The 26,955-nt window shown below is 45.9% G+C and carries 23 protein-coding genes; 9 read left to right on the forward strand and 14 right to left on the reverse strand.

Translation table 11 applies throughout. The annotated features are described in order from the left end of the window. The first annotated feature begins 154 nt into the window (after window positions 1-154). Complete coding sequence (locus tag QUB44_RS18725; RefSeq protein WP_333369799.1) at window positions 155-1,132, forward strand: shikimate dehydrogenase; 978 nt, start codon at window positions 155-157, stop codon at window positions 1,130-1,132. A 62-nt stretch (window positions 1,133-1,194) separates the two neighbouring features. Beyond that, the gene (locus QUB44_RS18730; RefSeq protein WP_333369800.1) at window positions 1,195-1,626 is read left to right on the forward strand and encodes a hypothetical protein; all 432 of its coding nucleotides are present in this window, start codon (window positions 1,195-1,197) and stop codon (window positions 1,624-1,626) included. 368 nt (window positions 1,627-1,994) lie between these two features. Here QUB44_RS18730 and QUB44_RS18735 read toward each other — a convergent pair whose 3' ends face one another. The 4 genes from QUB44_RS18735 to QUB44_RS18750 form a co-directional block, all read right to left on the reverse strand. Further along, window positions 1,995-2,282, reverse strand: coding sequence for a YggT family protein (locus QUB44_RS18735; protein ID WP_006631083.1), 288 nt, complete (start codon window positions 2,280-2,282; stop codon window positions 1,995-1,997). A gap of 257 nt (window positions 2,283-2,539) precedes the next feature. Beyond that, on the reverse strand, window positions 2,540-2,863 hold the full coding sequence (locus QUB44_RS18740) for a hypothetical protein (protein WP_333253351.1): 324 nt from the start codon (window positions 2,861-2,863) through the stop codon (window positions 2,540-2,542). Window positions 2,864-3,087: 224 nt separating this feature from the next. Then, window positions 3,088-4,293 carry a transposase gene (locus QUB44_RS18745; RefSeq protein ID WP_333369801.1) on the reverse strand — a complete coding sequence of 402 codons (1,206 nt, stop codon included), beginning with the start codon at window positions 4,291-4,293 and terminating at the stop codon, window positions 3,088-3,090. A gap of 67 nt (window positions 4,294-4,360) precedes the next feature. Further along, the gene (locus tag QUB44_RS18750; protein ID WP_333369802.1) at window positions 4,361-4,735 is read right to left on the reverse strand and encodes a YkgJ family cysteine cluster protein; all 375 of its coding nucleotides are present in this window, start codon (window positions 4,733-4,735) and stop codon (window positions 4,361-4,363) included. A gap of 353 nt (window positions 4,736-5,088) precedes the next feature. On the opposite strand from QUB44_RS18750, the gene psb30 reads away from it, so the two are divergent. After that, window positions 5,089-5,229 (forward strand): photosystem II reaction center protein Ycf12/Psb30, encoded by a 141-nt coding sequence (gene psb30 / locus QUB44_RS18755; RefSeq protein ID WP_015175616.1) that lies wholly within the window; start codon window positions 5,089-5,091, stop codon window positions 5,227-5,229. A 121-nt stretch (window positions 5,230-5,350) separates the two neighbouring features. On the opposite strand, the gene recJ is transcribed toward psb30, so the two are convergent. Beyond that, a complete protein-coding gene (gene recJ, locus QUB44_RS18760) occupies window positions 5,351-7,447 on the reverse strand; it encodes a single-stranded-DNA-specific exonuclease RecJ (protein ID WP_333369803.1) in 2,097 nt (698 codons plus the stop codon). A gap of 370 nt (window positions 7,448-7,817) precedes the next feature. Here recJ and QUB44_RS18765 point away from each other — a divergent pair, with 370 nt between their 5' ends. Next, on the forward strand, window positions 7,818-8,723 hold the full coding sequence (locus QUB44_RS18765; RefSeq protein ID WP_333369804.1) for a bestrophin family ion channel: 906 nt from the start codon (window positions 7,818-7,820) through the stop codon (window positions 8,721-8,723). Window positions 8,724-8,783: 60 nt separating this feature from the next. Here QUB44_RS18765 and lnt read toward each other — a convergent pair whose 3' ends face one another. The 3 genes from lnt to QUB44_RS18780 form a co-directional block, all read right to left on the reverse strand. Continuing rightward, a complete protein-coding gene (gene lnt / locus QUB44_RS18770) occupies window positions 8,784-10,511 on the reverse strand; it encodes an apolipoprotein N-acyltransferase (protein WP_333369817.1) in 1,728 nt (575 codons plus the stop codon). Between the two features lie 187 nt (window positions 10,512-10,698). Then, on the reverse strand, window positions 10,699-11,781 hold the full coding sequence (gene psbA, locus QUB44_RS18775) for a photosystem II q(b) protein (protein ID WP_333160757.1): 1,083 nt from the start codon (window positions 11,779-11,781) through the stop codon (window positions 10,699-10,701). Window positions 11,782-12,326: 545 nt separating this feature from the next. Beyond that, window positions 12,327-12,674 (reverse strand): histidine triad nucleotide-binding protein, encoded by a 348-nt coding sequence (locus tag QUB44_RS18780; RefSeq protein WP_333369805.1) that lies wholly within the window; start codon window positions 12,672-12,674, stop codon window positions 12,327-12,329. Between QUB44_RS18780 and QUB44_RS18785 the strand changes: the two genes are divergently transcribed. The 3 genes from QUB44_RS18785 (at window position 12,673) to QUB44_RS18795 (ending at window position 16,649) form a co-directional block, all read left to right on the forward strand. Further along, entirely contained in the window at window positions 12,673-12,879 is a 207-nt protein-coding gene (locus tag QUB44_RS18785; protein WP_333369806.1) for a hypothetical protein, read from the forward strand. The two genes, QUB44_RS18780 and QUB44_RS18785, sit on opposite strands and share 2 nt — an antisense overlap. A 48-nt stretch (window positions 12,880-12,927) precedes the next feature. Beyond that, complete coding sequence (locus QUB44_RS18790) at window positions 12,928-14,457, forward strand: YifB family Mg chelatase-like AAA ATPase (protein WP_333369807.1); 1,530 nt, start codon at window positions 12,928-12,930, stop codon at window positions 14,455-14,457. Between the two features lie 806 nt (window positions 14,458-15,263). Continuing rightward, on the forward strand, window positions 15,264-16,649 hold the full coding sequence (locus tag QUB44_RS18795) for a hypothetical protein (RefSeq protein WP_333369808.1): 1,386 nt from the start codon (window positions 15,264-15,266) through the stop codon (window positions 16,647-16,649). A gap of 225 nt (window positions 16,650-16,874) precedes the next feature. On the opposite strand, the gene QUB44_RS18800 is transcribed toward QUB44_RS18795, so the two are convergent. Together QUB44_RS18800 and QUB44_RS18805 are read right to left on the reverse strand one after the other, a co-directional pair. Continuing rightward, a complete protein-coding gene (locus tag QUB44_RS18800; protein ID WP_333369809.1) occupies window positions 16,875-17,711 on the reverse strand; it encodes a hypothetical protein in 837 nt (278 codons plus the stop codon). Between the two features lie 585 nt (window positions 17,712-18,296). Next, window positions 18,297-18,695, reverse strand: coding sequence for a DUF4342 domain-containing protein (locus tag QUB44_RS18805; RefSeq protein ID WP_333369810.1), 399 nt, complete (start codon window positions 18,693-18,695; stop codon window positions 18,297-18,299). A 1,431-nt stretch (window positions 18,696-20,126) separates the two neighbouring features. On the opposite strand from QUB44_RS18805, the gene QUB44_RS18810 reads away from it, so the two are divergent. Further along, window positions 20,127-21,611: an ATP-binding protein gene (locus QUB44_RS18810; RefSeq protein ID WP_333369811.1), complete on the forward strand. Its 1,485-nt coding sequence runs from the start codon at window positions 20,127-20,129 to the stop codon at window positions 21,609-21,611. A gap of 169 nt (window positions 21,612-21,780) precedes the next feature. On the opposite strand, the gene QUB44_RS18815 is transcribed toward QUB44_RS18810, so the two are convergent. From QUB44_RS18815 to QUB44_RS18830, 4 genes are all read right to left on the reverse strand, one after another. Continuing rightward, complete coding sequence (locus tag QUB44_RS18815; protein ID WP_333369812.1) at window positions 21,781-22,161, reverse strand: hypothetical protein; 381 nt, start codon at window positions 22,159-22,161, stop codon at window positions 21,781-21,783. Between the two features lie 99 nt (window positions 22,162-22,260). Beyond that, on the reverse strand, window positions 22,261-23,229 hold the full coding sequence (secF, locus tag QUB44_RS18820) for a protein translocase subunit SecF (RefSeq protein WP_333369813.1): 969 nt from the start codon (window positions 23,227-23,229) through the stop codon (window positions 22,261-22,263). A 167-nt stretch (window positions 23,230-23,396) separates the two neighbouring features. Then, window positions 23,397-24,794: a protein translocase subunit SecD gene (gene secD / locus QUB44_RS18825; RefSeq protein WP_333369814.1), complete on the reverse strand. Its 1,398-nt coding sequence runs from the start codon at window positions 24,792-24,794 to the stop codon at window positions 23,397-23,399. 144 nt (window positions 24,795-24,938) lie between these two features. Next, window positions 24,939-25,922 carry an alpha-ketoacid dehydrogenase subunit beta gene (locus QUB44_RS18830; RefSeq protein ID WP_333369815.1) on the reverse strand — a complete coding sequence of 328 codons (984 nt, stop codon included), beginning with the start codon at window positions 25,920-25,922 and terminating at the stop codon, window positions 24,939-24,941. Between the two features lie 323 nt (window positions 25,923-26,245). On the opposite strand from QUB44_RS18830, the gene QUB44_RS18835 reads away from it, so the two are divergent. After that, window positions 26,246-26,809, forward strand: coding sequence for a Uma2 family endonuclease (locus QUB44_RS18835; protein WP_333369816.1), 564 nt, complete (start codon window positions 26,246-26,248; stop codon window positions 26,807-26,809). Window positions 26,810-26,955 lie beyond the last annotated feature (146 nt).

A 26,955-nucleotide genomic window follows, 5' to 3' on the forward strand; every position in this document is an offset into this window, starting at 1 on the left:
GTCACTCGGCGAGGAAAATCGCTTCTGAACCAACGAAGTTCACTCCTAGCCGACTAAAGAATAAGGGCCCAACTGTAGCAGGATCTGGTATGAAAACTAACAAAACTCAACAGTCAACCGTTAACAGTCAACAGTCAACAGTCAACTAACAAAAATGATTAAAGGCACTACTAAACTGTTGGGAGTAATTGGTCATCCCGTCGAACATTCTCTGTCGCCGGCGATGCACAATGCTGCTATTTCCCACTTGGGAGTCGATTTTGTTTACTTGCCGTTTCCGGTAAAACCAGGGGATTTAAAAGTTGCTCTTGCAGGATTTGCGGCGATCGGCGTTCGGGGATTTAGCATCACGATTCCGCACAAACAAGCAATCCTACCGCTGTTGTCGGAAGTTTCCCCGATCGCCAGATTGATCGGCGCAGTCAATACCGTATACCTAACTGACAAAGGTTGGTGCGGCACAAATACTGACGTTGAAGGCTTTCTAGCGCCGCTGCAAACCCCCCCAACCCCCCCTTACCAAGGGGGGGCTAAATACGCGACCTCTCCCTTAGAAACGGGCAATATGGCTGTGGAATCCTGTCCACCCCCTTACCAAGGGGGGGCTAGGGGGGGTTCCGATTGGAGTCAGAAAGTAGCAGTAATTTTGGGGAATGGCGGGGCGGCGAGAGCTGTTGTGGCTGGATGCGCTCAATTGGGATGTGCAGAGATTCACGTTGTCGGCCGCAGCGAACAAAATTTAGGGGAATTTCAGCAGAGTTGGGTCAATTCTCCGATGCCCGTGCAGAATTTGCAGGTTCATACTTGGAATAATTTGTCAAGGTTAATCTCGCAAGCAGATTTGCTGGTGAACACGACGCCTGTGGGGATGTATCCGCAGGGGGAAAAGTCGCCGGTTGCGGCTGGTGAGATCGATCGAATTTCAGCAGGTGCGATCGTCTACGATTTAATTTACACCCCTAACCCTACCCAGTTTCTCAAAGATGCACAGCTTCGCGGAGCGCGAGCTATTGACGGACTCGAAATGCTAGTTCAACAAGGAGCAGCCGCCTTAAAAATTTGGCTCAACAAAGAATCCGTCCCAGTTGATGTGATGCGCCAAGCCTTGCGGCAGCATTTAGGCTTAAGCTAAGTAGCAATTTACAACTGAATTCGCGCTAAGCTGAGGATTAAAATATACTTGCGCTGCAATTTATGAAATTTCGAGCTATCAGCCTTTTTTTTGCTACTTGCCTGATCGGAATTTTTAGTTTGGTATTCACTCCACCTGCTTGGGCTCTAACGCAGATTAAACTTTCCGACCTTTCTTATCGCGAATGCCCTGCCCAAATGGGAGAAGGAACAGTCACCAGCGGCAGTTCTATGGAAGCTAACTGCTTTTTGATTACTGGGAAAGCTGAAAATAGCACCGGCAAACCAGTTGTCAATGCCGATATTTTCGGCCGCATTTATGATGCCGACGACAATCCGGTGATGCAAAACCGGACTCGCTTGGGTTCTATAGAAGAAGTTCCTCCCGGAGTTAGCGATTTTCAGCTCAGAATTTCGGTTGCAGCCAATCAACGAACACCTTTGAAGCTCAAACAATTTAAAGCTACAGGTTTTACTGGCGTGGTTCGCCGCTAACGAAACTCTTTGAGATTTTAGATGGCTGATTTGAGATTTTGGGTTGGCTGCCGGTGAAATTGCGATGCAGTTTTCGATTTGAGATTTGAGATTTGATATCGTTTCCGGTTGGATGGGAATGATCAAGTCAAGGTGAATAATTCCACATTTCCCCACTCCCCACTCCCCACTTCCCATCATTCCGGTAACACCGGAATTGATAGGAGATTGTTGAGTTGCCAACAATTTCTCATTTCTAATGTACGATGAACTCCCCAGCTTTTCAACCGGGGAGTTAATCTAAAAATGTCAAATCTAAAATTTAGTTGCAAACAGCTAGGTCTGCCAAACAATTTACGCTCAATGCTGAAAAACTTAAGCTTTTCAAACTACAAGGATGTTTGCAAGCTGGTCAAAAGACCGATCAAGAATTCCGAGCCGAACTGAAGTACAAAAAACGCAATCAGTGGCGAAAAGTCAATCCCTCCCAAGGGGGGGATAATCGATCGGAATAGATTGAGGTAAGGGTCTGTTAACTGACTCAAAATCGAAAACGGGGGGTCGTACCAATTGATATTGGGGAACCAGCTTAACAGCACCCGGAAAATCATCAGGACTAGATAGATTTGCAGAAATGTTGCTAGCGTGGTTGCCAAAAGGCCTATTGAAGAACTCATAAATTTTGCTTGTAGTTTGAGTAAGGTTTACAGACACTTTAACTGTGAGTTTAGCATAGCTGGGGGAGTGGGGGGAGTGGGAGTGGGGGGGAGTGACAGAGGAGGGAGAGGCTTAGATGGGGAGAGGGGGAGCGTTTTTGTTGTTCCTTGTTCCTTCTGTCTCCCCCTTTTAGCTGGAAAGATGAAGAGAGAAATGTGGGACAATTGACCGATCGCCCGCATGGATCTGCCCGACTAATCTAAAATTTTAAATGGATTCAGGAGTCTTGGGCGATCGAACCCTCGCCGCCCGGCGCCGGCGCGTTGCCGTTTACGTCGCCGAGTTGCAGCCGCACGTCATCTATTGCCTGATTTAGCTGGGCAATTTTATCTTCTAAACTCAGCCTTGCTACTTCCATGCTGTCGGCTTCGAGTTGACCGGCTTTCCTCTGGCGGATCTTTCTTGTCTTTGCTTCTGAAGGTTCACTCAGCAAAGCTTCAGCAGCGCGCCGCGACAGCACCGCGCCCAAAACTGCACCCACCAAGCCACCAACTGCGGCTCCGGCAATAAATCCCCCTGTAAAACCCTCTCGATTGCTCATGGATCAACTCAACTGCGCGATATTTCTTTGATTTGTTTATTTTGACACTCTCCCGGTGAGAAAGCGGCAGACGATCGTTCGATTTTAGATTTTAGACTTTTGATTAAAGAATTGAGAGGGCGATCGGGAAAATGAGCCGGAGGGACAAAAGCCCAAAGGGGCATCAAGTCGGTTAGTTGTCAGTTGACATCCTCACCGCCCTTGAAGGGCGGCGATTCCAGAAATCACTTTCTGGGCTTTCTCTTTCGGCGACTCGACTTACATTGAGGAGTTTCCTCACCAATGCAGAGGTCGATGTCTCCAGAGACGTTTAACGTTCCCGTGTGCCCCACGGTACGGAGTCCTAGTTCAAGTATGTTGATAGCTGCATTCCAATCTCTATCCTGCATATGCCCACAATGAGGACATCTATGAGTGCGTTGACTCAACGACTTCTTGACAAGTTCCGTACAGTTAGAGCAGTTGGCGCTGGTGTAGTGAGGTGGAACAGCTACTGTCACCACACCGAACACCTTGCCGAAATACTCCAACCAACTGCGGAAGTTAGACCATGCCGCATCAGAAATAGACTTGGAAAGCTTGCTGTTTTTTACCATATTCCGCACCATCAAGTCCTCGTAGGCAACCAAGTCGTTAGACTGGACTACGCACCTTGCCAACTTCACGGCAAAGTCTTTACGCTGCCTACTTACCTTGAGGTGCTTCCGGCTCAAGCGATTTCTCGCTTTGGCTCTGTTCTTAGAGGGTTTCTCGGTATGAGAAAGTCTACGTTGCAGTCGCTTAAGGGATTTTTCGGACTTTCTCAAATGGCGGGGATTATCAACGGTTTGACCGTTGGAATCGGTGTAGAAGTGAGTCAATCCAACATCAAGACCAATGGTTTTACCTGTGGGTTCTCTCTTCTGGATCCGTTCAACGTCAAGACAAAACTGGACGTAGTACCCGTCGGCTCTACGAACAACTCGAACTCGCTTAATCTGCTTCAACTGGTAGAAATGCAAGTCACGGGTTCCCCACAGTTTAAAACTTCCAGCCTCAAACCCGTCGCTGAACGTGATAGCTCTCCTATCCTCAGACAGCTTCCATCCCGTTGTTTTGTATTCAACAGAACCGTGGGTTCGCAAGCGCTTGAATCGTGGGAAACCCTTCTTCCCTGGCTTGACTTTTTTGCAGTTGTCGTAGAACCGAGTGATAGCAGACCAAGCTCGTTCGGCAGAAGCTTGTCTGGCTTGGGAGTTAAGTTTTCCAGCGAACGGGAATTCTTGAGCGAGAACAGCGCAATAAGCACTCAACTCATACTTCCCGATGCCTTTGTTGTCCATCCAGTATCTGATGCAACTATTCCGAACGAATCGAGCAGTACGAATGGCTTCATCAATCCGCTCATACTGCTCCTTCGTCCCCTCAAGTTTTGCCTCAAATACCAGCATATTTACGCTAACATTACTCGCGTAACTATAACATCTTTAGAGAAAGCCGTCCTAGAAGGACGGGGCTTTAGACCGAATTTTTCGGTAAGGCGAGGATTCCGACTTCAGAGTTAAAGCGGATCATTTCCAAAGATCGATCGCCATAAAGATCTTCAATGTGTTCCAAGCAGCACTCGATCGCGAAATCGTTCAATTCAGCCGGCTCAACGCCGTACATTTCCTGAAACACTTCTGAGTCTACCCGACAAAAGCGCGGTCGATCGGCATAAATTCCGCATTCTCGGCTCACTTTGTCAAAATTTATACACCAACCGTCATCTCCGACTAAGCTCAAATAGACCGCTAATTCGTCTTCAGATAAATACTCGTCTAAGTCTGGGCGCTCTGTTGGGTCGAGGTAACAACAAGCACCGCACTGCTTTACGCAACGCCAAGTAGCCATAGTTTGATTTTAGATTTTAGATTTTAGATTTTAGATTTTAGATTCGGAGCATTATGTGGAAAATGCCAAACTTTAGGAAATTGGGGCTCTTAAAGTATATCAATTGCCAGGGCCCGCCGGAGACGGATATCCCGAAAGGGGGTTCGATTTGAGATTTGAGATTTGAGATTGGGGGGAGTTTCCGGGAAGGGGCATCAAGTCCCTGATTTCCTGTGACTGAGAGGTCGATCGTAGTTTACATTTTGTTGAATTTTGTAAAGTTCCTTAAAAAATATGGTCGATCGCCCGGTAAAATCAGAAGCGGATTTTCTAATTCAACAATCTAGACTTAATCACTACAGTCAGGAGGACAAATGGACTTTATAACCGATCTTTTCAGTGGTCTGGGTGGTGTAGACTACCAACTCATTGTTCAGGTAGCTTTACTCGCAGCCGTCGTGCTTTCGGGCCCGATCGTGATTTTTCTCTTGGCAGCTAAAGGCGGCGATCTGTAATTATAGCACGCTCCGGGGCGATCGAGAGTTGGGAGTTTTGAGTTTTAAATTATTCAAAATTCACAACGCTCGATCTCCAATTTTCCCAGCAGCACGAGCTTTGTTATCAAATACCGAGTTATTAAATACCAAGGGCGTGTTTAGCAGTTTGAATCAAATTCTCAAAAAAAGGTAGAGATACATCGACTTCTCTAGCATCTTTGCGGGAGTTGCCTAACAAACCGATGTTTTGTCCGGGTGCAACAGCCAAAACTTGCCCTTGAGAGTTGCGAATTCTCAATTCCTCGATCGACCCGGCGGGAGACAGACTGCAAGAATAAGTGCGATCGCAATAATCAAACTCAACTTTTCCGAACTTTGGCAGCCTGGAAGTAGCAGCATCTGCGGGCAGCCGGACACCCAACAATTCTAACTCCACCGATGTCTTGCCATTAAAACTATTTTCCCGCAATCGGTAAGCAATATCAACCCGCCGAGGCAAAGGAAAATATTCCCCCCAACGCCAAGCAATCGCCTTCACACTAGCCGATACATTTCCATCTTGACTTGCAGTTAGTTTAACGTGACCTCCTTTACCAACAATTTTCTGTTCAGTTATGCAAACATTAGGCGTCCAAAATACAGGAGCCTTATTTTCAATCCCGCAAGGTTCCAGAGCATCAATTTGTCGGTAAAGGTCGAGATTGATCTCAGCCAAATTTGCCTGCACATCTACTGAAACCAGCGGTTTTAGGTGTTCCGGTTGCAAACATTGATTGGCAAAAATTGACAGTTGATTGCGAAATTGTTCGAGATTCTCAGCAGGCATAGAAAAACCGCCAGCCGCTTTGTGTCCGCCAAATTTAGTTAATAAATCCGCGCAAAAATTCAGCCCGTCAAATACATTAAACTCAGGAATTCCCCTCGCCGAACCCCTGATAATTTTATGGGCAACCGCCCCTACAGCCTCGTTTTCGCCAGCCTCATCCTCAAAAGTACCAATAAACACAGGTACGCCGTAGCGTTCCACTAACCGAGAAGCTACAATCCCGATCACCCCGTGGTGCCAACCGGGTTGCACGACAACTAAAACTCGTTCTTGCTGCAAATCGAGATCACTTTTCTCGCACCAAGCGATAGCTTCTTGCTCAATTTCCTGGCACAACTCCTGCCTGCGCTGATTAATTTGTTCGCACTGCATCGCGTTTTTGAGAGCCAATTCGCGATCGTCCGTGGTCAGCAACTCTATCACAATTTGAGGGTCAGCCAGCCGCCCCACAGCATTAATCCGGGGCCCAAGTCGAAAACCAATATCTTCAGGCTTTAAGGAATTATTAGTTTTATTTTGCGAGTTGAGAATTGAGGGACTTTCGGCACTTCCCGGCTGCACTCCAGCCACCTGAATCAAAGCCTGAATACCCGCCAATTGCGAGTGAGGCAACAGCCGCAAACCACGCTTTACCCAGCGCCGATTAACTCCAGTCAAAGGCGCTAAATCCGCAATAGTTCCCAAGGTAAATAACTCTAGCAGGGGATTTACCAACCCGCCAACTTTCTGCATATCCTGAGCCAAAGTAATCGCCAAAACATAAGCAACGCCTACGCCAGCTAAACCGCGATAAGGTGAAGATTCCGCGATTAATTTCGGGTTGAGAATAGCATCGGCAGGCGGCAGTTTTGGGGGTAAATCGTGGTGGTCTGTAATAATAACTTTGACACCGAGTTCTCGCGCTCTGGCAACCGGGCCGTAGGCTGCAATTCCGTTGTCAACCGTGAGAATGAGAGCGACACCTTCGGAGTGAAATTCTTCTACAATGCGATCGTTAATCCCATAACCTTCTCGCATCCGGCTGGGAATAGCATAATCCACATTCGCTCCCAGCAGCCTCAGAGCGCGTAGTAACAAAGCGGTGCTCGTCATCCCGTCAGCATCGTAGTCGCCGCAAATTGCAATTTTTTGCCCTCCCGAAATCGCCTCCCGCAACAATTTGACACTCGCAGCCAAATCTGGAAACTCATCCATTGGCGCGGGCAAAACCAGAGATTCCGGTTCGATAAACCCTTGCACTTCTTTCAGAGAGTCGATGCCCCGGTTAATCAGTACCTGTGCCAGCAAGGGCGACAAACCGATTTCAGCGGCAAACTGTTCGGCTTGCTGTGGTTGAGGCGAATAAATTTGCCACCGTTGGTTTGGCAATCGGTGAAAATGCGGAGGCACAGATGTCGGTAGCTCTTGCACGGAAGCTGAGGTTTAAAGATACATAGTTAATCTTACCGAATTAAGTCCCTCCGTCAATCAATTGTAGATTTTAGATTTTAGATTTTAGATTGAGCGTAAAGATGAGTTTTTTGGGTAAAATCCAAAGGTTGTTTGTAGGAAAGCTTTTTTCGGAAGCTCTCACCGCAGCCCAACATGGATACAAGCCCTGACAGCAGTCGTGGAGACGAAAAAATTTTAGACCAAAGTTCCAACCACCCAGATTTATCTGTGGAGTCAATCTAAAATCTCGAATCTCAAATCGACTCGCTGGAGCAGCAGAACTAAGTTCAGCAGGCATTTGCGCCGCCAGCCCTAGGGCGCAGACTACTAATTTAATGAGGAGACTTACATGAGTGGCGATCGACCGCCTTGGTTTAAAATTGCATTACAGGTTCGGGGGTCTGTCATTCCGTCAATTTTGCCCCGCGTTTTGCTGTGCGGCGGCTTTGGAGTTTTTATTTCCGTGCTGCACTTTTTTAAGTTGCCGGTTTCCATGCCCATTTTGTCGAGTATTGTACCGAGTATTGTCCTGGGTTTACTATTAGTTTTTCGGACAAATACAGCCTACGAAAGATTTTGGGACGGTCGAAAATTTTGGGGAACTTTAGTCAATAACGTCCGCAATTTGGCGCGCCAAATCTGGGTAGCAATTGAGGAAAAAGACCCGCAGGATATCGTAATCAAAAAGTCAGTCCTGCGCCTGTTACCTGCCTTTGCAGTGGCGCTGAAATTGCACTTGCGGCAACAATCAGCCAATCCAGAATTGGAGGCGTTAATGTCCCCAGCGCAGTACCAAAAGCTCAAATCAATGAACAATCCGCCCCTAGAAATTGCCTTTTGGATTGAGGATTATATGCACGAGCAGTACGAGCGCAATTGCCTCGATGTCTATCAGTTAACTGCTATGAATGAATTGCTCAACTCTATGATTGATGTATTAGGCGGCTGCGAGCGGATTTTGAAGACGCCTATCCCTTTGGCTTACGCGATTCACCTGAAACAACTATTGTTGCTTTACTGTTTGGCACTGCCCTTTCAAATGGTGAAAGATTTGAGTTGGGGAACCGGCTTAGTTGTGGCTTTAATTAGTTTTACTTTGTTCGGCATCGAAGAAATCGGCATTGAAATAGAAAATCCCTTCGGACACGATGACAATGATTTGCCTTTGGACAATATTTGTGCTGCCATGCAGCGCAATATCGACGATTTAATTTCTTTATCTCCTAGCGTTCACGAACAGGTGAAAGATAAGTAAATTCATTCCATTTTAGATTTAAGATGGGTATCAAAAATCTAAAATCGTATAACCTACTGGTTAATTTCTAACAATCAACCGCATTAACCCAGCCAATACTAACAATACAGGCGTCAGCCAATCTCCCCACCGCACGTACAAAGTCCGAGTTTGCCGCCGATAAATAGTAGCATCTCGGACTTCATAGGTATTAATTCTCGACTTCCAAACCGTCTCGCCACGAGGATTTACAAAAGCAGAGTAACCCGTATTGGTTGCGATAGCTGCCCATCTATCAGTTTCAATTGCTCGCATTACATCGAGAGCATGATGTTGATCTAACATGGGCGGTTTGTAATGGGCATTGTTGGAAGCGGTGATCATAAATTCCCCTCCATTCGCCGCCTGATATCGGAAATTTTCAGCAAAGGCTGAATCGTAACAAATTCCGACAATGGCGCGGCCAAACGGCGTATCAAACAATTGTTTAGAATTACCGGGTACTAAATGAGCATCTAAGGGGGAAAGCCGATTAATAATCCCGCCTAAAATTTCGTAAAAAGGGATATATTCGCCTAAAGGCACTAGCTTTAGTTTATCGTAGCGGCCGACAATTTCTCCAGTGCGATCGATCGCCAATAAGCTGTTAGTGATACTATTGTCTTGCTGTCCGAAGCCTCCCACCCAAGCCACAACGCCGCGTTCGAGAATAGCTTGGTAAAAGGAAAGGGTAGAACGCTGATACTCGTTTGTCCAGATAAAAGGCAAAGCCGTCTCTGGAATTAACACAGCATCGACTTTCCTGTCGGCTAACTCTTTGTATCCACTGGTGTAACCTTCCAAAGCGCGCCCCCAACCCCCTGAATCAAACTTAATCTCGTTAGGAATATTGCCTTGAATAATGCCAATTTTTAAAGCGGTTGCAGCTTCTTGATTCAAAGGGCGGTTGTATAAGCTCCATCCTGCAATATGCAAAACTACACACAAACTAGCAGGCAAAATATAAGCAATCCAATTCTTCCTTCTTCCTTCTTCCTTCTTCCTTCTTCCTTCTATAAAAGCTTCGGCGATTAAGCCATTTACTGCTACAATAGCGGCTGTTACTGCGCTGGGCCCGGAGAGTTGACCGAGGTGCAATATTGCTAAATTGTGCGGGCTTTGGGTATATGATAGGGATGTCCACCACAGCGAACCTGTACTCCAAATACTTTCTAAGGCACACCACAAAGCTGTGCCAATTAAAACGCGAGTTAATGCTAAAAATTGAGCTTTACCCCCCCCTTGTAAAGGGGGGGAGTTAAGAATAAGAATAGGATTTTTGCCTGGTAAAGTGAGGGAGTTGAGAATTACAAATAGCCACGCCCAAACGGCGACTAAGGCTGCTCCCCAGAGGGTGATGAATGCCCAGCAAAAAAGTGCGATCGCCAAACTCGGCCACCAAGGAACTCCCAACCAAGTCATTGGGTGAATTCCCATAATCCAAGATAAAGCTAATCCGTGATAGCCAATTCCCCAGAGTGAAGGAAGAAGGAAGTTCGGCAACGAGCACTGTACAAGATGTAACGGATGGATGTTGAGGAAAGAAGGAAGAAAGAGAAATTTTTGTTTTTGTTCTTCTATTTTTGGCTTGTGATAACTGACAACCAAAACCCACAGGGGAGCTAATGCTACCCAAGCCAATAGCCAAGCATTTACTGGTGCGGTTGTCAATGCCATCAAAATGCCGCTCAAAAATACGATCGCCCAGGCTAATGTTTTGGATTTATGAACCACGAGTTTTTTTAATTTGTGCCTGTTAAATATCGCCACTTTGATGATTGCCAAAAATAATAATTCCTAATTAATATATCAGATCGATCGGGAAGAAGGAAGCTCGGCAACGCGCAGTGTATGGGATTTAACGGATTTAACAGAAGGAAATCTATAAAATTCTACTTACCAAAACAAAAAGCGCCCCTATTTCTAGGAGCGCTTTTTGTTAAATCAAAAGCTAAATTTAGCCGTTGATGGAAGGAGCAACCATTGCTACTGGGGTGACTTCACCGGCGGCCAAGTCGAGGGGGAAGTTGTGAGCGTTGCGCTCGTGCATTACTTCCATACCCAAGTTAGCGCGGTTGATGACATCAGCCCAAGTGTTGATGACGCGACCTTGCGAGTCGATAATCGATTGGTTGAAGTTGAAACCGTTCAAGTTAAACGCCATCGTGGAAATACCCAAAGCGGTAAACCAGATGCCGACAACTGGCCATGCACCTAACAAGAAGTGCAAAGAACGGCTGTTGTTAAAGCTCGCGTATTGGAAGATTAACCGACCGAAGTAGCCGTGGGCTGCAACGATGTTGTAGGTTTCTTCTTCTTGACCGAATTTGTAACCGTAGTTCAAAGATTCAGTTTCGGTTGTTTCGCGAACCAAGCTAGAGGTAACAAGAGAACCGTGCATGGCGGAGAACAGAGCACCGCCGAAGACACCAGCAACTCCCAACATATGGAAGGGGTGCATCAGAATGTTGTGCTCGGCTTGGAACACGATCATGAAGTTGAATGTGCCGGAGATACCCAAGGGCATACCGTCAGAAAAGCTGCCTTGTCCGATCGGGTAAATCAAGAATACTGCGGTGGCTGCTGCAACAGGTGCAGAGTAAGCGACGCAGATCCAAGGACGCATACCTAAGCGGTAGGACAGTTCCCATTCACGACCCATGTAGCAGAAAATGCCAATCAGGAAGTGAAATACTACCAATTGGTAGGGGCCGCCGTTGTACAACCATTCATCGAGGGAAGCTGCTTCCCAGATGGGATAGAAGTGAAGCCCGATCGCATTCGATGAAGGAACAACTGCACCAGTAATGATGTTGTTGCCGTACATCAATGAACCTGCAACGGGTTCGCGGATGCCGTCGATGTCCACTGGAGGAGCAGCGATGAAGGCGATGATGTAGCAGATGGTGGCGCTGAGCAAGGTGGGAATCATCAAGACGCCGAACCAACCGATGTAAATGCGGTTCTCGGTGCTAGTTACCCACTCGCAGAACCGTTCCCAAACGTTGCCGCTTTCGCGACGCTGTACGGTTGTTGTCATTTGGTTTATGATGGCTTAATTGAATTTTCAAAGTTCGTTGTGGGAATGCCCCACGCTTATATTAGTAACACCATTCACTAAAGTTTGCCAAGGGATTACTGCTGACAATTCAAAAATTTTACAAACTTTTACAAAAACTTGATTATTAGTAAATATTTGTATTATTTTACAAAGTAAAATTACACACCAAACTGGTTAAATACAGCGGTCAGAAGAACTGAATCTATTGTCTGTAGCTTGGTTCAGCAGTTAGAGCAAATTATTTTTGTTCAGGTCGATTCTCTTTCTATTTAAATATCTGTTAATTAGGTCGTGAAGAGATGATTTTTAATATTTATTTACATATCATCGGTGGATTCTGCGAGGGTAAGTTTGTATCGGGAGAATACTGAAAACCGGGTTTCTAGTGCGGGCTGCATTCTGAACAAGATCCAATCCACCAGGTTTATTGACGAAAAAAGAAACCCGGTTTCTGAAGCGCTGGGCAATAGAAATCAACCGGGTTTCTGAGGATGAGTCCGTAAGTTCTGCGTAAAAATTAGCCTTTAGCCTGGGGGCCACTTCATCTGCCGTCCGCCGAGAATGTGAAGGTGCAGGTGGTCTACAGTTTGGCCGCCGTCGCTGCCGCTATTAATGACGACGCGATAGCCGTTGCTAAGTCCGAGTTGGTCTGCTACCCGCTTGACAGTCAGCAGCAGGTGTCCCATGAGAGCATGATCTTCCGACTCGGCATCGGCTAATTTGGCAATAGGCTGTTTGGGAATGACGAGGATGTGGACGGGTGCTTGCGGATGGATATCTCTGAACGCGAGGGCCAAGTCGTCTTCATAAACGATGTCTGCTGGAATCTCTTTGCGGATGATTTTGCTGAAAAGCGTTTCTTGAGTTGTCATGGGTGTTAAGGAAGGAAGAAGGAAGAAGGAAGAAGGAAGAAGGCGGAAGGGGGAAGTGGGAAGTGGGAAGAGGGAAGGCGGAAGTGGGAAGGGAGAAGGGGAAGAGGGAAGAGGGAAGACTCAGCAGGAGAGAAGGAAGAGGAGAAAAAGAAGAGGCAAGGAAAAGTTTTTCTTGCCTCTCCCGATATTCATTAGTCATTGTTAATCATAATAGATGATGAATCAAGGACAGGCAAATTAAGGATAAAGAAAAATGCTTGCTAGGGTTTGGAGTGCATCGATCGTTGGAATTGACGCGGTAAAGGTTGGTGTTGAGGCTGATGTGTCGGGCGGACTACCGAAAATTGTGGTGGTGGGATTGCCAGATTCTGCGGTGCAAGAAGCTAAAGAAAGGGTTAAGGCTACCCTAAAAAATTCGGGATATGCTTTTCCGATGCGGAGTATTGTGATTAATTTAACTCCGGCGGATTTGCGGAAGGAAGGGCCGAGTTTTGATTTGCCGATCGCCATTGGCATTTTAGCAGCATCGGAACAAGTCAGCGCGGAACTTTTGGGAGATTATTTGTTTTTAGGGGAACTTTCTTTAGATGGGAGTTTGCGGCCTGTGGCTGGAGTTTTGCCGATCGCCGCTGCTGCTCAAAAAATGGGTATTTCAGGATTAGTTGTACCGGCTGGTAACGCGCAAGAAGCGGCTTTGGTGCACGGAATATCTGTTTATGGTTTTGAGAATATTTTTGCAGTTACGGATTTTTTGAACAATCCTGGAGTTTATTCGCCTGTAGAAGTAAACGCTCGAGAAGAATTAGCAAAAACGCGGTTGCCGGGTTTGGATTTAAAGGATGTAAAGGGGCAAATTCACGCGCGACGGGCTTTGGAAATTGCGGCTGCGGGGGGACACAATTTAATTTTTGTGGGGCCGCCAGGGAGCGGTAAGACTATGTTGGCGAGGCGTTTGCCGGGTATTTTGCCGCCGCTGACTTTTGAGGAAGCTTTGGATGTAACTCAAATTCATTCGGTTGCTGGGTTGTTGAAGGATAAGGGAATGCTGGTGAGCGATCGACCTTTTCGCAGTCCTCACCATTCAGCATCTGGCCCTTCTTTGGTAGGTGGCGGCAGTTTTCCGCGTCCGGGTGAAATTTCTTTAGCACATCGCGGCATTCTTTTTTTGGATGAATTAACTGAGTTTAAAAGAGATGTTTTGGAGTTTTTGCGACAACCGCTGGAAGATGGTTATGTGACAATTTCTCGAACTAGACAATCGGTGATGTTTCCGGCTCAATTCACTTTAGTTGCGAGTACGAATCCTTGCGCTTGCGGTTATTACGGCGATTCGATTCAACAGTGTACTTGTTCGCCGCAAAAGAGGGAGCAATATTGGGCAAAACTTTCGGGTCCTTTGATGGATCGGATTGATTTGCAAGTGGCAGTTAATCGTTTGAAACCTGAAGAAATTACGCGACAGCCGACGGGGGAGGAGTCGGAACCGGTGCGGGTGAGGGTGCAGCGGGCGCGAGAGCTCGCTACTCGCCGTTTTCAGTCGGAATCTAGTTTGCGCTGTAATGCGGAGATGCAAAGCAATCACATTAACAAATGGTGTCAGTTGGATGAGGCTTCTCGGAATTTGTTGGAGATGGCGATTCGGAAGTTGGGGCTTTCGGCGAGGGCTAGCGATCGCATTTTGAAGGTTGCTAGAACTATTGCTGATTTGTCGGGGGATGAAAGCTTGAAAACGAATCATGTGGCGGAGGCGGTGCAGTATCGGACGATCGATCGGATGCAGTAAGTCAGCAACGGCTCAAAACACACAATACCCCCATCCCCGACTTCTTAAAGAAGTTGGGTATTTAACAGTTGATTCGGCGATTTAAATCACGTCTAAACATACGAAGTCCCAGCAGAGGGGGACTAAGGGCTTAAGGGGGTGTTGAAGCTCGATTGATGTTGTCCAATTATTTAATTGAGCCGCTGAAACGCCCCGATGTTCCCATGTTGATTGTCTGATTTTGTGCTGCATGGTGCTAGGAGAACTTGTGACAGTTGCGTAAGTTCTGTTTGTGTTAGAGTGGGGGAGGCGACAGCAAACCAAGGCAGCAGTTAAAGTGGCGATCGAGGAAGCTTTAGACCAACGGCCCGAAAGCTAATCAACTGAAGTGTATCAGCGCAAATATCAAGAGGTTTATCAGCACGTCTAGGAATCTTATTCTGAGGCCACACGCAGTATTTATACGACAGCAGCTTGAAGCAGGTGTCAATGCCACCCACAGCTTTTGTCAAAAATCCCTCATAATTTCCTCAAAAATTCATCAAGTTTTTACCCACTTTTTGTCATGTTTACTGTAATTTATGATACAGATCGCCCAAGTTGCGCGAATCTCCACAACGGTAGAATTTTTAATATTTAATTTCCCGCTCTCCCTCTCCCTCCTTCTCCCTCGCTCTTCCTCCCTCTTCCTCTTTCCCTGACCCCCTCTCGCTGTTTCACCCTAAAATTTGAAATTTTTGAGTGACAAATCATGGCACGATCGCAGCGCGTTTTGATACCATGCAATCAAGCGCAAGACAATCAGGGAATGCACTGGAGGTGTGTAAATGGAGCTTTTGGCAGAACAAAAACGGTGCTTGGATTGCTTGGTAAGCTCGATCGAGCAATTGGGAGGTCGAGTAGACATTCCAAAGCTGGAGCAGATAGCTGAGCTAATCATTCAAACGATGAGAGGGCCTTGGCGCTACTTTCACACGTCGGAACACATTTTTGAGGTCGGAGGGTCAGTCGATCCGATCGAGGTGCTGGCTGCGCTGTTTCACGACCTCGTGTACGTGCAAGTCGATCAGGGCGTTAGTTTCAATATTAGTAGCGCCCTTTGTCCATTTGTCAAAGAAGTGCGATCGCAGTTAGTTATTAGAGATGAAACCGAACTGCCCGACGATGCCATGTATCAGCTAGTGGCCTCAGTATTTGGGTTTATTCCCGGCAAGGCTCTCTCTCCGTTTGGTGGCCAAAACGAATTTTTGAGTGCCGTTATTGCTGCCAAATCTTTGGAGCCTTTTTTGCCAGCTAGTACGATCGCCGAAATCGCCGCTTGCATCGAAGCTACTATTCCTTTTCGTCCCCTTTCGCCCAGCGGTTTGAGCGCGATCGAACTTTTGTACCAACGTTTGGTAAGTATAAATCGCGATTTTAACTTGGGATGGAGCGATGCCCAAACCGTAGAAATTGCCAAGCGTTCTGTCAGGCTAGCAAATAGAGATGTCGAGAATTTTGCATCTCCAAATTCCTCTAATTTCTTAGACAATACCTGGAATTTGATGCCAGAAACTAACCACGAATTGAGCAATGTTAATTCCTATACTGTTGCCGGATATCGCAGGTCTCTGCAAAAAATGGAAGGATTTTTGAACTTCCTCAAACCCGAACTGGTTTTCCAGAAGTTTATGCAAGAGCCGGACGATGAAACCTACGCTAACCTGATTGCCCGAACTCGCAAAAATATCGAAGTTGCTAAACTTTATCTGGGTATCAAGCTAATTACCATCGCCATTTTAGAAGCTCTTTCCTACCGATTGGGGCGCGATATTCCGCTTTCTACTATGATGGGAGAATTGCGCGCCCCCGGATTTAAGACCTCGGTTTTAGAGGATTACTTGCCCAACAAACAGATCGCCTACCCATTAGAAACTCAGTTGGAAAAAGAGGTTTTAAATTTGTTAGCAATAGGAAGAAATCAAGAATCTCCCTATGATATTAAAAACTCTCCCGTAGCTACGTTTATTATCAAATCTATCGGCTTTGCTGAAACTGAAAACTTTTTGAAGAAAGCTCAAGAGTTTTTTGCCGGTCATATTTCCTCGGAAGAGTTTCTGTCTTATTGTTCTCCCGATGTCATCGAGACCATCTCCTCCGGGGTGATGAAACTCTTTGACAGCAGGAAGACGGCTTTAGGGAAAGTTAAATTAGTTCACCAAACTGTTTCTTAGGATAGGTTGGCACAATCTTAAAACGTTTTCCATCGCAGAAACCAGGTTTTTTGAGTTGAGCCACAATGTCCGGTTAGTCTGAGATGTTGCACCATTCTCGCTTAACAGGCCCGAAAGCCTGTTCATAAAAGGCTAATTGAGAATGGTGCCAGATATCAGCTTTCAAGGACTTTAGCTATGAGTCAGGGGTTTGAACCCCTGGCGGACTAATTCGACATCCAACTTCTATTGCGGTGAACCAGTCGCACCCTCTGCGCCGGAGTTGCTCTCAGGTACAGCCGTATCTGTAGGATTAGAATCGCTCCGGCTTTCGGTATTAGTTTCGCCGCTGCTACCTGCTCCTGGAGCGCCCTCATCTTGAGTTGGGGGTGGAGTAGCTGAACTCTCAGGTGCTGGAGTTGGCGGAGTCGAAGCTGGCTCATTCTGCGGAGTCGGAACCGTAGTATTGGTATTATTTGACGGCGAAGATGGAGACGGCGCTGCTTCCTGAGCGGGTGCATCTTGCTGCTGTGAATTTGGAATTGTAATATTGATATTGGGAGACGGATTTGCTTGAGGAGCCGGAGTTGCCTGTTGAGCTGGACTTGGTTGAGGATCAGGCGTAGCGTTTTGAGCTGGACTTGGTTGAACCGGAACAACCTTTTCAATGATCGTTTTTTCTCTCTCTATAGTCCGAGTCGGAGCAGGTGTTGCGGAAGGTTGATTCGCTTTCGGTACAACAATCACAGGAGCAGAAGCAGGAGTAGGAGCCTCCTCACCCCGATTGAAGTAATATACAGTGCCCAGAACTAAGCCTACCAAAGAAGTAAGAAGAATCCCTAACAGTAACCCGCGACCAGCATTCTCATTATCGCGGACTTCTTGGACTCCAAGTTGGCGGTGGTTTTCCGCCATTTGACCTTGTACATAACCTTGGTGATGAGCTGCTTCTTTAGAAGCCTTCCCCGTTGTACCCGGAACACTTGTAGTGGTTCGCGTTGTACTGACGTGACCGTTACTTGCATCTGTGTGAACTTCTTGATGAATTTCACGGCTAGAACTATTTTCTTCGTTAGGTTTCATAATTATCTTCGCCACAACTATTATTCAAAAAATATTTGTCTGTAGGAGATGCTCTGGTTGGAAAACTTGAGCTAAGCTGTTCAGCATTGTCAAGATTCAGGCAAGATTCATGTGTAAGCATTTAACGTTTTGGTCATACCCAGTTTAAATGCTTAACAGCTTTCTGCTTAGGGAGTTTAGAGAACTTTTGGCTTTTCCTTCATCTGTATCGAATCTAACTCGTTAAGGTATTAACCAGGCTCTACCCTCAGAGTGATTGCCCAACTCCTCAAAGGAATAGGATGAGCCCGACTTCAACAAAGAATACCCGCTAAATGAGTTATTTATAATGTTTGCTGTGCAAGCATATAGCAATCATTTGCAGGAGTCGTAAAAAAAATTACGACTCCTGCAAGGATTGCTATATTTATAAAGCCCGTTTGTGCTTGAAATGTGTTTAAGTCCGATTAGATAGCCACAATTAAGTTTTTAGTAATAAAGCCCAGTTTTTTCTCATCCATCAACAGAGGATAGTCGTACTCACTACAAACAAGCTTTATTACAGGAAATTAACCGGACATGAGCATTACTGACAACTGAGTTTTTTTACTCGGTTCTTTCAATGATGATGGTAAGGTGAGCGACTAATGCACCTATCGCTCCTATTGCTGCAATGACTGGAAACAACGCCGCACCGATGACTCCGCCGACTACTCCCACCGTCAGAGGAACTTCTACCAATACCCGTCCCTCTTCATTTTTGATAATGATGCGGCGGATATGGCCTTCGTGCATCAGTTCTTTAACTTTAGCAACCAAATCGTCGCCGTTAATCTTCAACTCCTCGACGCTAACTTTTTCCTGAGTATAAGTAGGGGTTTCTAAAGGAGTCGTTTCAAAATTAACCTCACTCATTTTGTCGGCAGAAACTTTTTCAGATACAGGTATTGATTCGAGTTCTCTTGTCCCGACTGGTTCTTGTAGGCGTTCTGTAGGTGTGTCCATTTTTTGTTCTCCTTTTAGGTAAAAGTATTTTTGTATAGAATTATATTGAAATATAACACGCCACTTTTTTTGAATCAATCATTCTTTTGGGTGATCTTGCTGCTGCTGTCGTGATTTTCTGAATGTATGATGATGAAAATTCCCTCACTCTCTCGCTTCTAGGCTTATCCCATCTGTCCATCTTTCCTTGTGCCGTTTAGTTAACTGTCTGCTTCTAACCCTCGCACCGCCTAATCCTTGAAAAACTTCAAATCCAGACAACGAAAGGATGAGAGCGACTTCCACACTCTCAGAGACTCAGACTAAAGAGGTGTACAGGTTGAAATACTGACATTGTACTGAAAGTACGATCGTCCCGCCGTGTATACAATTACCACCTCTCGTTCGGGAAACCGCACATGGAAACCGTCGCTTACTTTCCTCAAATGTCATTTCAATTTAGCTCAGTGCGATCGCCAAATCAAACCCGACCCCCGGAGGTTCCTCAAATCAACATCTTAGAGTTTCTAATGAGAATTGCCTAAAATCAAGGGGGAGGAGAAGTAATAATGAGTGAAATATTATCGCAAGCACACCAACTTCCTCCAATTGAAGTTGAAGTTGGAGAAATGTCGGGTAAAATACAATTATTTCCTTCAGCTTCCTCTTGATTCTCTGTCTCCGATTTTCCAGCAACGGAATTTAAATATCATGTTGGTAGCCCGACGATAATTTTCGGGAAACTTTTAAGGCACATCAAGCGGATGTGTGGAATGTGAGTTTTAGTGGCGATCGCACAACTTTAGCATCTGTCGGGAAAAATTTCGTTGGTGAAGCTTTGGAGTGTCGATGCGGCTAAAGTATAAGCTGCCGAACTTGACAAATTGCTCGCCATCGGCTGTCCCTGGCTGGAAGACTACCTACAATACAATATTCGGGTTGAGTGCGATCGGCATTTGTGCGAAAAAACTGACAATTGAGATTTATTGGCAATTGCCGGAAACCTGTTTTGCCTGAATTTTAAAATCGGGCGATCGGCTGCAGATTTGTCGCTATTCTTGTCTTATTGTAATATAATTTTACGCAAGGGGCAATACGAAATGTACTGCCACAGGTCGCAGATGTCTATCCATCTGAACCAAATTAATGTCATCAAACATTAAAAATAGTTATGACTGTTATATTCGGATTAGTAAAATCTTGGATATATAAAATTCAATACATAGTCAGGTTTCAAAGGGGTGTCTGCTGTTAAATCAATCTCACCTGCAATATCGTTTCGGGGGACACCAGCACGATTTAAGGCAAAAAAGAATCCTGCTGAATTAACTGGATTTGAGGGAGCAGAGGAAAGTTGATGACTAAGCTATAAAAAGAGTTGAAAAGGCCTTCTAAATAGTAGACAAGACTCCAGCAGCCAACCGCAACTGCCAATTACCAAAGGAGGGAGCAGTGTATGAAACTGACGGGTTGAGTCCCCTAAAATCGCCGCTTGGTTTGCGATCGACTCTACAGGAATTAACCCTGTACGACTTTCTCCTAGAATCTGAGTGTCCGGGGGACGAAGTTGCTAAAATTTTTCAAGCAAACCCTTTAGTTCCGGGCATCATCATCACTCAGCAAGGAAAGTTTATAGGGATGATTTCGCGGCGGCGTTATTTTGAACACATGAGCCGCCCCTACAGCTTGGAGTTATTTTCTCAACAGCCTTTGTTCATACTCTACCGCTTTACTAAAACTGATATGTTGGTTCTCGATCGCGAAACCTCAATTATGACAGCAGTGCGGCAGTCTTTGGAGCGATCGCCCGAATTAATCCACGAACCAATTGTAGTACAAGTAGAACCGGAAACTTACAAACTTTTAGACGTACACCAACTGCTGCTTTCTCAGTTACAAATTCACGAGTTATCAACCGTGGCGATGCGCGAGTCGCAAGCGCAATTGAGACATCAAGCCCAACAGCTAGAACTTGCCCTGCTGGAACTTCAGCGCACTCAAACTCAACTAATTCAAACAGAGAAAATGTCTTCTTTGGGGCAGTTAGTAGCAGGAGTAGCTCACGAAATCAACAATCCGATCGGCTTTATTTACAGCAATTTGCACCACGCTAAAGAGTACACGCAAGCTTTAATGCAGATGCTTGACATCTACCGACAGCACTGTTCCGAACCCATCGCAGCAATTGAAGCGGAAGCAGAAAAAATCGAACTCGATTATTTGCTAGAAGACTTGCCGAAAGTCTTAAATTCTATGCAGCAAGGTGCAGAAAGAGTGCGCGACATCGTTTTGTCGCTGCGGAATTTTTGCAGATTAGACGAAGCTGAAATGAAGCAGGTCAACATTCACGACGGTATCAACAACACGATTATGCTGTTGCAAAGCCAGCTTAAAGGGAAACCGGGGTACGAGGCGATCGAAATTCACAAAGAATACAGCGACTTGCCGCTGGTGCAGTGCTATCCCGGACAGCTCAATCAGGTATTTATGAATATTTTACTTAATGCAATTTACGCTCTTGTTGAGTCTAATAAACACGAAAATGTCGATAATAAAAGCGCGAAAAAGTCGCAATCATGCGAGCAAAATCAGTCTTGTACAAAGACTAAATCATCAGTTTATAAGTCTACCTGCCTGATTCCTACGATTCGGATTCGCACCGAGTTAATTGATAAAAAAAAGGTAATAATTAAAATTTCTGACAACGGCCCGGGGATGACAGAAGATGTTCGGAAGCGGTTGTTTGACCCTTTCTTTTCTACTAAGCCGGTCGGTCAAGGAACGGGTTTGGGACTGTCGATTAGCTATGAAATTGTTGTGAACCAACATGGCGGCGCATTGAAGTGCTTTTCGGAACTGGGAAAAGGAGCAGAATTTGCGATCGAAATTCCACTTCAACAGTCTTCCCTAGCACAGATTTTGCCTCGCTTTGCGTGATATAGCAGAAGGCAGAAGGCAGAAGGCAGAAGGCAGAAGGCAGAAGGCAGAAGGCAGAAGGCAGAAGGCAGAAGGCAGAAGCAATAAAAGTTAGGGACTCGGCGGTTGAAACCGCTTCTTGTCAAACTTTCGTTCCTCTCGCTTGAGACTAAAGAATAAAGCCCGTCAGCTACCGCGAACCTTTGCAAACCCACTTCCACAAAGGATGACTCGGCCCCTGTTGGCGAATGCGGCGAACTTGTTGTTCCAAACCCTGTTTTTCCCGGTGGGGCAATCCTCGCATCATATTGCGACTTTGCCAAGTTAGCACTCCTAAAGTCATCCCCAAGCACAAACCCAAACCGAGAGTGGGCCAGCGATGAAAAGATAAACCATAGCGCACCGCCGCCCAAGTGAAGTGTTCTAACCACAAAGCTATTTCGCGTCGCAAACCCCAAATGCTCAAAGAACCGACGCTAATCCACAGCAATATCACAGTTAACCAGCGGCCGTAAACTGTTAGTTTGTGAAGCCTTTGGACTTCAATTTCAAAAGTTTGGTCAGTAGTCATTTGTTATTTGTTATTTGTCATTTGTCATTGGTTATTGGTTATTGATGATTTATTAGTCAGTCAACAGTTAACCGTCAACAGTTAACCGTTAACAGTCAATTAAACTTCCTCTGACTGGTTGATTCCTTCTGCGGGGACGGGGATGGAGTGACCGGTCCGACTGCGCCACCAAGCTAGTAGCGTACTGGCAACGAAAATACTCGAATACGAACCAGCAATAAAACCGACAATCAAAGCTAAAGCAAAGTATTTGAGGGTTTCGCCGCCAAACAAAAAGATTGAAAACAATGTCAGCAGCGTGGTAAACGTTGTGTTAATTGACCTTCCCAGCGTCTGCATGACAGCATCATCGACAATTTGATCGATCGACTGTCCCGGATTTAGCTTGATTACTTCTCGCACGCGATCGTAAATTACCACAGTATCATTAACAGAAAAACCGATAAGTGTCAAGAGCGCGACCACAAATAAACTGTCAACTTCCAGTCCTTGAACTAAACCCAAAAACGAGAAAACACCAAGCGTGATCAACACGTCGTGAAACACAGCCACAAAAGCAAAAAAGGCATAATCCAACTGAAATCGGAATGTCAGATAAGCAGTAATTCCAGCAAAAGAAACCAACAAAGCCAGCAAACCCGAAGTAAACAACTGTTTGCCGAGGGTAGGCCCAACCGTATCAATTTGAGTAGATTGAGGAGAAAAAGCACCTATCTTTTCGCTCAAAGCTGTTTGCAAATTAGTCCGCTGTTCGACATCCAAAGTTTTCGTTCGTAACGATAAACCTCGCTGTTCTGTGCCGATAACTTGAATGCTGCTACCGGCCAAACCTTGGGTGTCCAGGACTTGGCGGACAGCAGCAAGATCGATGGGTTTACAATTTTCCGGTTTCGTGCAGTCGAGTTCAAATTGCAGCCGAGTGCCGCCGATAAAGTCCAAACTCGGCCGCAGCGGTGCGCGGATGTCGGGACGAGTCCAAGAAATCGCCATCGACACTATACCTGCGAGGATTATAGCGGCGGAAATACTCCACCAGAGCGATCGATATTTGATTACACTGAATTTCATAATTTAGCGGGAATTGGGAATTGGTAATTGGGCATTGGGCATTGGGCATTGGGCATTGGGCATTGGGCATTGGTAATTAATTTACAACTAATTTTTAGCGGTTTGTAGTTGATAACTATTACCGATTACCAACTACCAATTACCAATTACCAACTACCAATTACCCATTAACTATTAGCAGTTTTCGACAAATTAGGACAAAACAACTGAGGTTTCCGCAATGCTGGAAAGCTCAATACTACGAACAGCAGAGTGCGGCTGCAAGTGAGCGCAGTAAACATACTCACTACTACGCCCAATCCCAGAGTTACAGCAAACCCTTTAACTAAACCTGCGCCCAAGGAGAACAAAGCAAGACAAGCAATAACTGTTGTGACGTTGCCGTCTAAAATGCTGGAAAAAGCGCGGTAAAAACCCGATTCGACCGATCGATAAAGCGATTTCCCCGCGCGCAACTCTTCCCGCGTGCGCTCAAAAATCAGCACGTTAGCATCCACTGCCATCCCGATGCTGAGCACAAAACCAGCAATTCCCGGCAGGGTTAATGTCACTCCCAAAAGCACGAAAGCTGCCCAAGTTAACAGAGCATAAATTAACAGAGAAATATTGGCAATTATGCCGGGGAGTCGATAGTAGGCAACCATGAAAATCAAGACTAAAATTAAGCCGCCGATACCTGCGTTAATACTGCTTTGAATGCTGTCTCTACCCAAGGTAGCGCCGACTGTGCGGTTTTCGACAATTTCGACCGGCACAGGCAAAGCACCACCGCGCAATTGCACTGCCAAATCGTTGGCTTCTTGCGTTGTAAAGTTGCCTTGAATTACGGCACTCCCACCAGTAATTCCTGTTTGGGCAAATTCAACGCCGACGACGGGAGAACTGATCATTCTTTCGTCTAGGAAAATACCGATACTGCGTCCGGTGCCGGCTAAATTTTTCGTTAGTTGGGCGAATAGTTCGCCTCCTTGGGCATCGAAAACGAGAGCAACGTTCCAGTTGTTCCCAGCCGCCAAGGGTTGAGGTTGAGCGTCTTTGAGGTTTTCGCCACCGAGGCCGGTGCTTTTGAAGAGTTTGGCGATCGCCTCATTACTTCTTTTCAAAGCAGCCTGATTTTCTTTAATAGCAGCCTCATTCGGGTTAATTTTCAATTCTTCTTGTTTGACCAGCAATTCCTGCTGCAACTGCCTTTCAATGGCTAATTGGGTTTCTGTTCCGGGCAGTTGTTCCAGAAATTCTAGCTTTGCCGTGCCGCCCAAAACTCGTTCTGCTTGCTGCGGGTCGCTCACTCCAGGCAACTGAACAAGGATCTGATCTGTACCCACCGGTACCACTAATGCTTCGGAAACGCCCAAACCGTTGACGCGGTTTTCGACAATCCGCAGCACTGCTTTTAACATTCCCTCGTCAATTTTGGTAATTGTGGGCGTAGTTTTTACTTGAATTGTGAGTTGCGACCCTCCTTGCAAGTCTAATCCCAGCCGCGTCGGAATAGTTACTATTACAGTAATGGCGGCGATGATTAGAACAAAAATTAGGGCTAATAGCGAACGTTGTTTTTGCATATTTAATTATTAGTCATTGGTCAGTTGGCAGTTGTCAGTTGACAGTTGGCAGTTGGCAGATTTTAGTCATCAGTCATCAGTCATCAGTCAACAGTCATCAGTCAACAGTCAACAGTCAACCAATGACTACTGACTAATCACTATTTATACTCGCAAAGCTACCATTTTTTGGACTGCTTCGACAATTTGATTGGGTTGGACAATTGTCAGTCTTTCCAAATTGCCGTTGTAAGGTGTGGGAATATCTTGTGAAGACAGGCGCAAAACCGGTGCGTCGAGTTCGTCAAAAAATCGATCGCTGATTGAGGCAATTAGTTCGGCACCGATGCCTCCTGTTTTCATGCACTCCTCTACAATGATTACTTTGTGAGTTTTGCGAATGGATGCGCCGATGGTCTCCATGTCCAGGGGTTTGAGAGAAATTAGGTCGATTACTTCTGGATCGTAACCTTCTTTTAGCAGTGCGGGCACGGCTTGCAAGACGTGGTGCCGCATCCTGGAATAAGTCAGGATGGTGACATCTTTGCCCGATCGCACAATTTCTGCTTTGTCCAGCGGCACTAAATATTCTGTTTCTGGCAAATTTTCTTTGAGGTTGTAAAGAAGGACGTGCTCGAAAAACAGAACGGGGTTATCGTCGCGGATGGCTGATTTTAAGAGTCCTTTGGCGTTGTAGGGAGTCGAACAGGCGACTATTTTCAAACCCGGTACTGCTTGGAAATATGCTTCTAACCGCTGGGAGTGTTCGGCGCCGAGTTGTCGGCCCACGCCGCCAGGCCCACGAATTACCATTGGCATTTTGAAGTTGCCACCGGATGTGTAGCGCAGCATTCCGGCGTTGTTGGAAATTTGGTTGAAGGCCAGCAGCAAAAAGCCCATGTTCATGCCTTCGATGACAGGCCGCAGTCCCGTCATTGCTGCGCCTACTGCCATGCCTGTAAAGCTATTTTCGGCGATCGGGGTGTCGAGCACTCTAAGTTCGCCGTATTTGTTGTAGAGGTCTTTGGTGACTTTATAGGAACCGCCGTATTGACCTACGTCTTCGCCGAGTACGAATACGGCGGAGTCGCGGGCCATTTCTTCGTCTAACGCCTCGCGGAGGGCGTTGAACAATAAGGTTTCTGCCATAGGAGGTGAAGCAATGATTGCAGGAGGGTCAGATTAGAATCTTAACCTTTTGGGGGTGTGGATGAGGATGCGATCGCAAATTCGGCAGTTAAAACCTGAGATTTTGCCAATCTTTATCATAACATTTGTATTATGTCAATGAATATTTAAGTTAAAATAATACTAATATCAAATCCGTTAGCATCGGAATAGTAAATTCGAGTTCACTGTTGACGGTTGACGGTTGACGGTTGACGCTGTGAACAGTCAACCGTCAACAGTCAACATCATTTCCGGTTACACCGGAAATGATATAACTTGCCTGCCCACAGCAGAGGAATATTATGCTCCAGACAAAAACTCAACTCACTTTGGAAGAGTTTCTCACTCTTCCCGAAGGAGAAGGCGATATTACCTACGAACTTATTGACGAGCAAGCAGTACCGAAGATGTCACCTAAAAAATTTCATTCTCGCCTCACCCGAAGCCTAATAAAAATCCTCGAACAGTGGGGTGAGGAACGGGGAGAAATTGGTGTAGAATGGGCGGTAAGATTAACCAGACTGGGGCGAGACTGGGTGCCAGTACCAGACCTTTTATATGTTTCTTACGAACGCTTATCTCCTGACTGGAATCAAGATGAAGCCTGTCCTGTAGCCCCAGAATTAGTCATAGAAATTATTTCACCCGAACAAACTTTCGGTCAGTTAGCTGCTAAAGCGAGAGATTATTTAGATGCTAAGGTATTGCGGGTTTGGGTAGTAGATAGCAAGGCGAGAAGCATTACAGTTTTTTACCCCGATGCAGCACCGCAGACTTATATGGGAGATACGCTATTAATAGATACACTTTTTGATGGATTAGAATTTACGGCTTCACAGCTATTTCAGATGGCAAAAATACCATAAACTTTTTTGGGAGGAGTGTGTGGTAGTTCACAAGCTATTCCATTCTTCAAGAGTAATTTGCCTTTCTATAACAGGGCTATTTCGTTCTAGACAGTAGGCAGGGTTTAGGTTTAGAGTTTAGAAGTCGGATTCACCCTAACTTATGA

The organism is Microcoleus sp. AT3-D2 (assembly GCF_036705715.1).
Taxonomy (GTDB): domain Bacteria; phylum Cyanobacteriota; class Cyanobacteriia; order Cyanobacteriales; family Microcoleaceae; genus Microcoleus.

Bases quoted from the DNA above. Each gene is read 5' to 3' on its own strand.
- QUB44_RS18725 (WP_333369799.1), top strand. From the start codon at position 155: ATGATTAAAGGCACTACTAAACTGTTGGGAGTAATTGGTCATCCCGTC.
- QUB44_RS18730 (WP_333369800.1), top strand. From the start codon at position 1,195: ATGAAATTTCGAGCTATCAGCCTTTTTTTTGCTACTTGCCTGATCGGA.
- QUB44_RS18735 (WP_006631083.1), bottom strand. From the start codon at position 2,282: ATGAGTTCTTCAATAGGCCTTTTGGCAACCACGCTAGCAACATTTCTG.
- QUB44_RS18740 (WP_333253351.1), bottom strand. From the start codon at position 2,863: ATGAGCAATCGAGAGGGTTTTACAGGGGGATTTATTGCCGGAGCCGCA.
- QUB44_RS18745 (WP_333369801.1), bottom strand. From the start codon at position 4,293: ATGCTGGTATTTGAGGCAAAACTTGAGGGGACGAAGGAGCAGTATGAG.
- QUB44_RS18750 (WP_333369802.1), bottom strand. From the start codon at position 4,735: ATGGCTACTTGGCGTTGCGTAAAGCAGTGCGGTGCTTGTTGTTACCTC.
- psb30 (WP_015175616.1), top strand. From the start codon at position 5,089: ATGGACTTTATAACCGATCTTTTCAGTGGTCTGGGTGGTGTAGACTAC.
- QUB44_RS18765 (WP_333369804.1), top strand. From the start codon at position 7,818: ATGAGTGGCGATCGACCGCCTTGGTTTAAAATTGCATTACAGGTTCGG.
- psbA (WP_333160757.1), bottom strand. From the start codon at position 11,781: ATGACAACAACCGTACAGCGTCGCGAAAGCGGCAACGTTTGGGAACGG.
- QUB44_RS18785 (WP_333369806.1), top strand. From the start codon at position 12,673: ATGGGTGTTAAGGAAGGAAGAAGGAAGAAGGAAGAAGGAAGAAGGCGG.
- QUB44_RS18780 (WP_333369805.1), bottom strand. From the start codon at position 12,674: ATGACAACTCAAGAAACGCTTTTCAGCAAAATCATCCGCAAAGAGATT.
- QUB44_RS18790 (WP_333369807.1), top strand. From the start codon at position 12,928: ATGCTTGCTAGGGTTTGGAGTGCATCGATCGTTGGAATTGACGCGGTA.
- QUB44_RS18795 (WP_333369808.1), top strand. From the start codon at position 15,264: ATGGAGCTTTTGGCAGAACAAAAACGGTGCTTGGATTGCTTGGTAAGC.
- QUB44_RS18800 (WP_333369809.1), bottom strand. From the start codon at position 17,711: ATGAAACCTAACGAAGAAAATAGTTCTAGCCGTGAAATTCATCAAGAA.
- QUB44_RS18805 (WP_333369810.1), bottom strand. From the start codon at position 18,695: ATGGACACACCTACAGAACGCCTACAAGAACCAGTCGGGACAAGAGAA.
- QUB44_RS18815 (WP_333369812.1), bottom strand. From the start codon at position 22,161: ATGACTACTGACCAAACTTTTGAAATTGAAGTCCAAAGGCTTCACAAA.
- secF (WP_333369813.1), bottom strand. From the start codon at position 23,229: ATGAAATTCAGTGTAATCAAATATCGATCGCTCTGGTGGAGTATTTCC.
- secD (WP_333369814.1), bottom strand. From the start codon at position 24,794: ATGCAAAAACAACGTTCGCTATTAGCCCTAATTTTTGTTCTAATCATC.
- QUB44_RS18830 (WP_333369815.1), bottom strand. From the start codon at position 25,922: ATGGCAGAAACCTTATTGTTCAACGCCCTCCGCGAGGCGTTAGACGAA.
- QUB44_RS18835 (WP_333369816.1), top strand. From the start codon at position 26,246: ATGCTCCAGACAAAAACTCAACTCACTTTGGAAGAGTTTCTCACTCTT.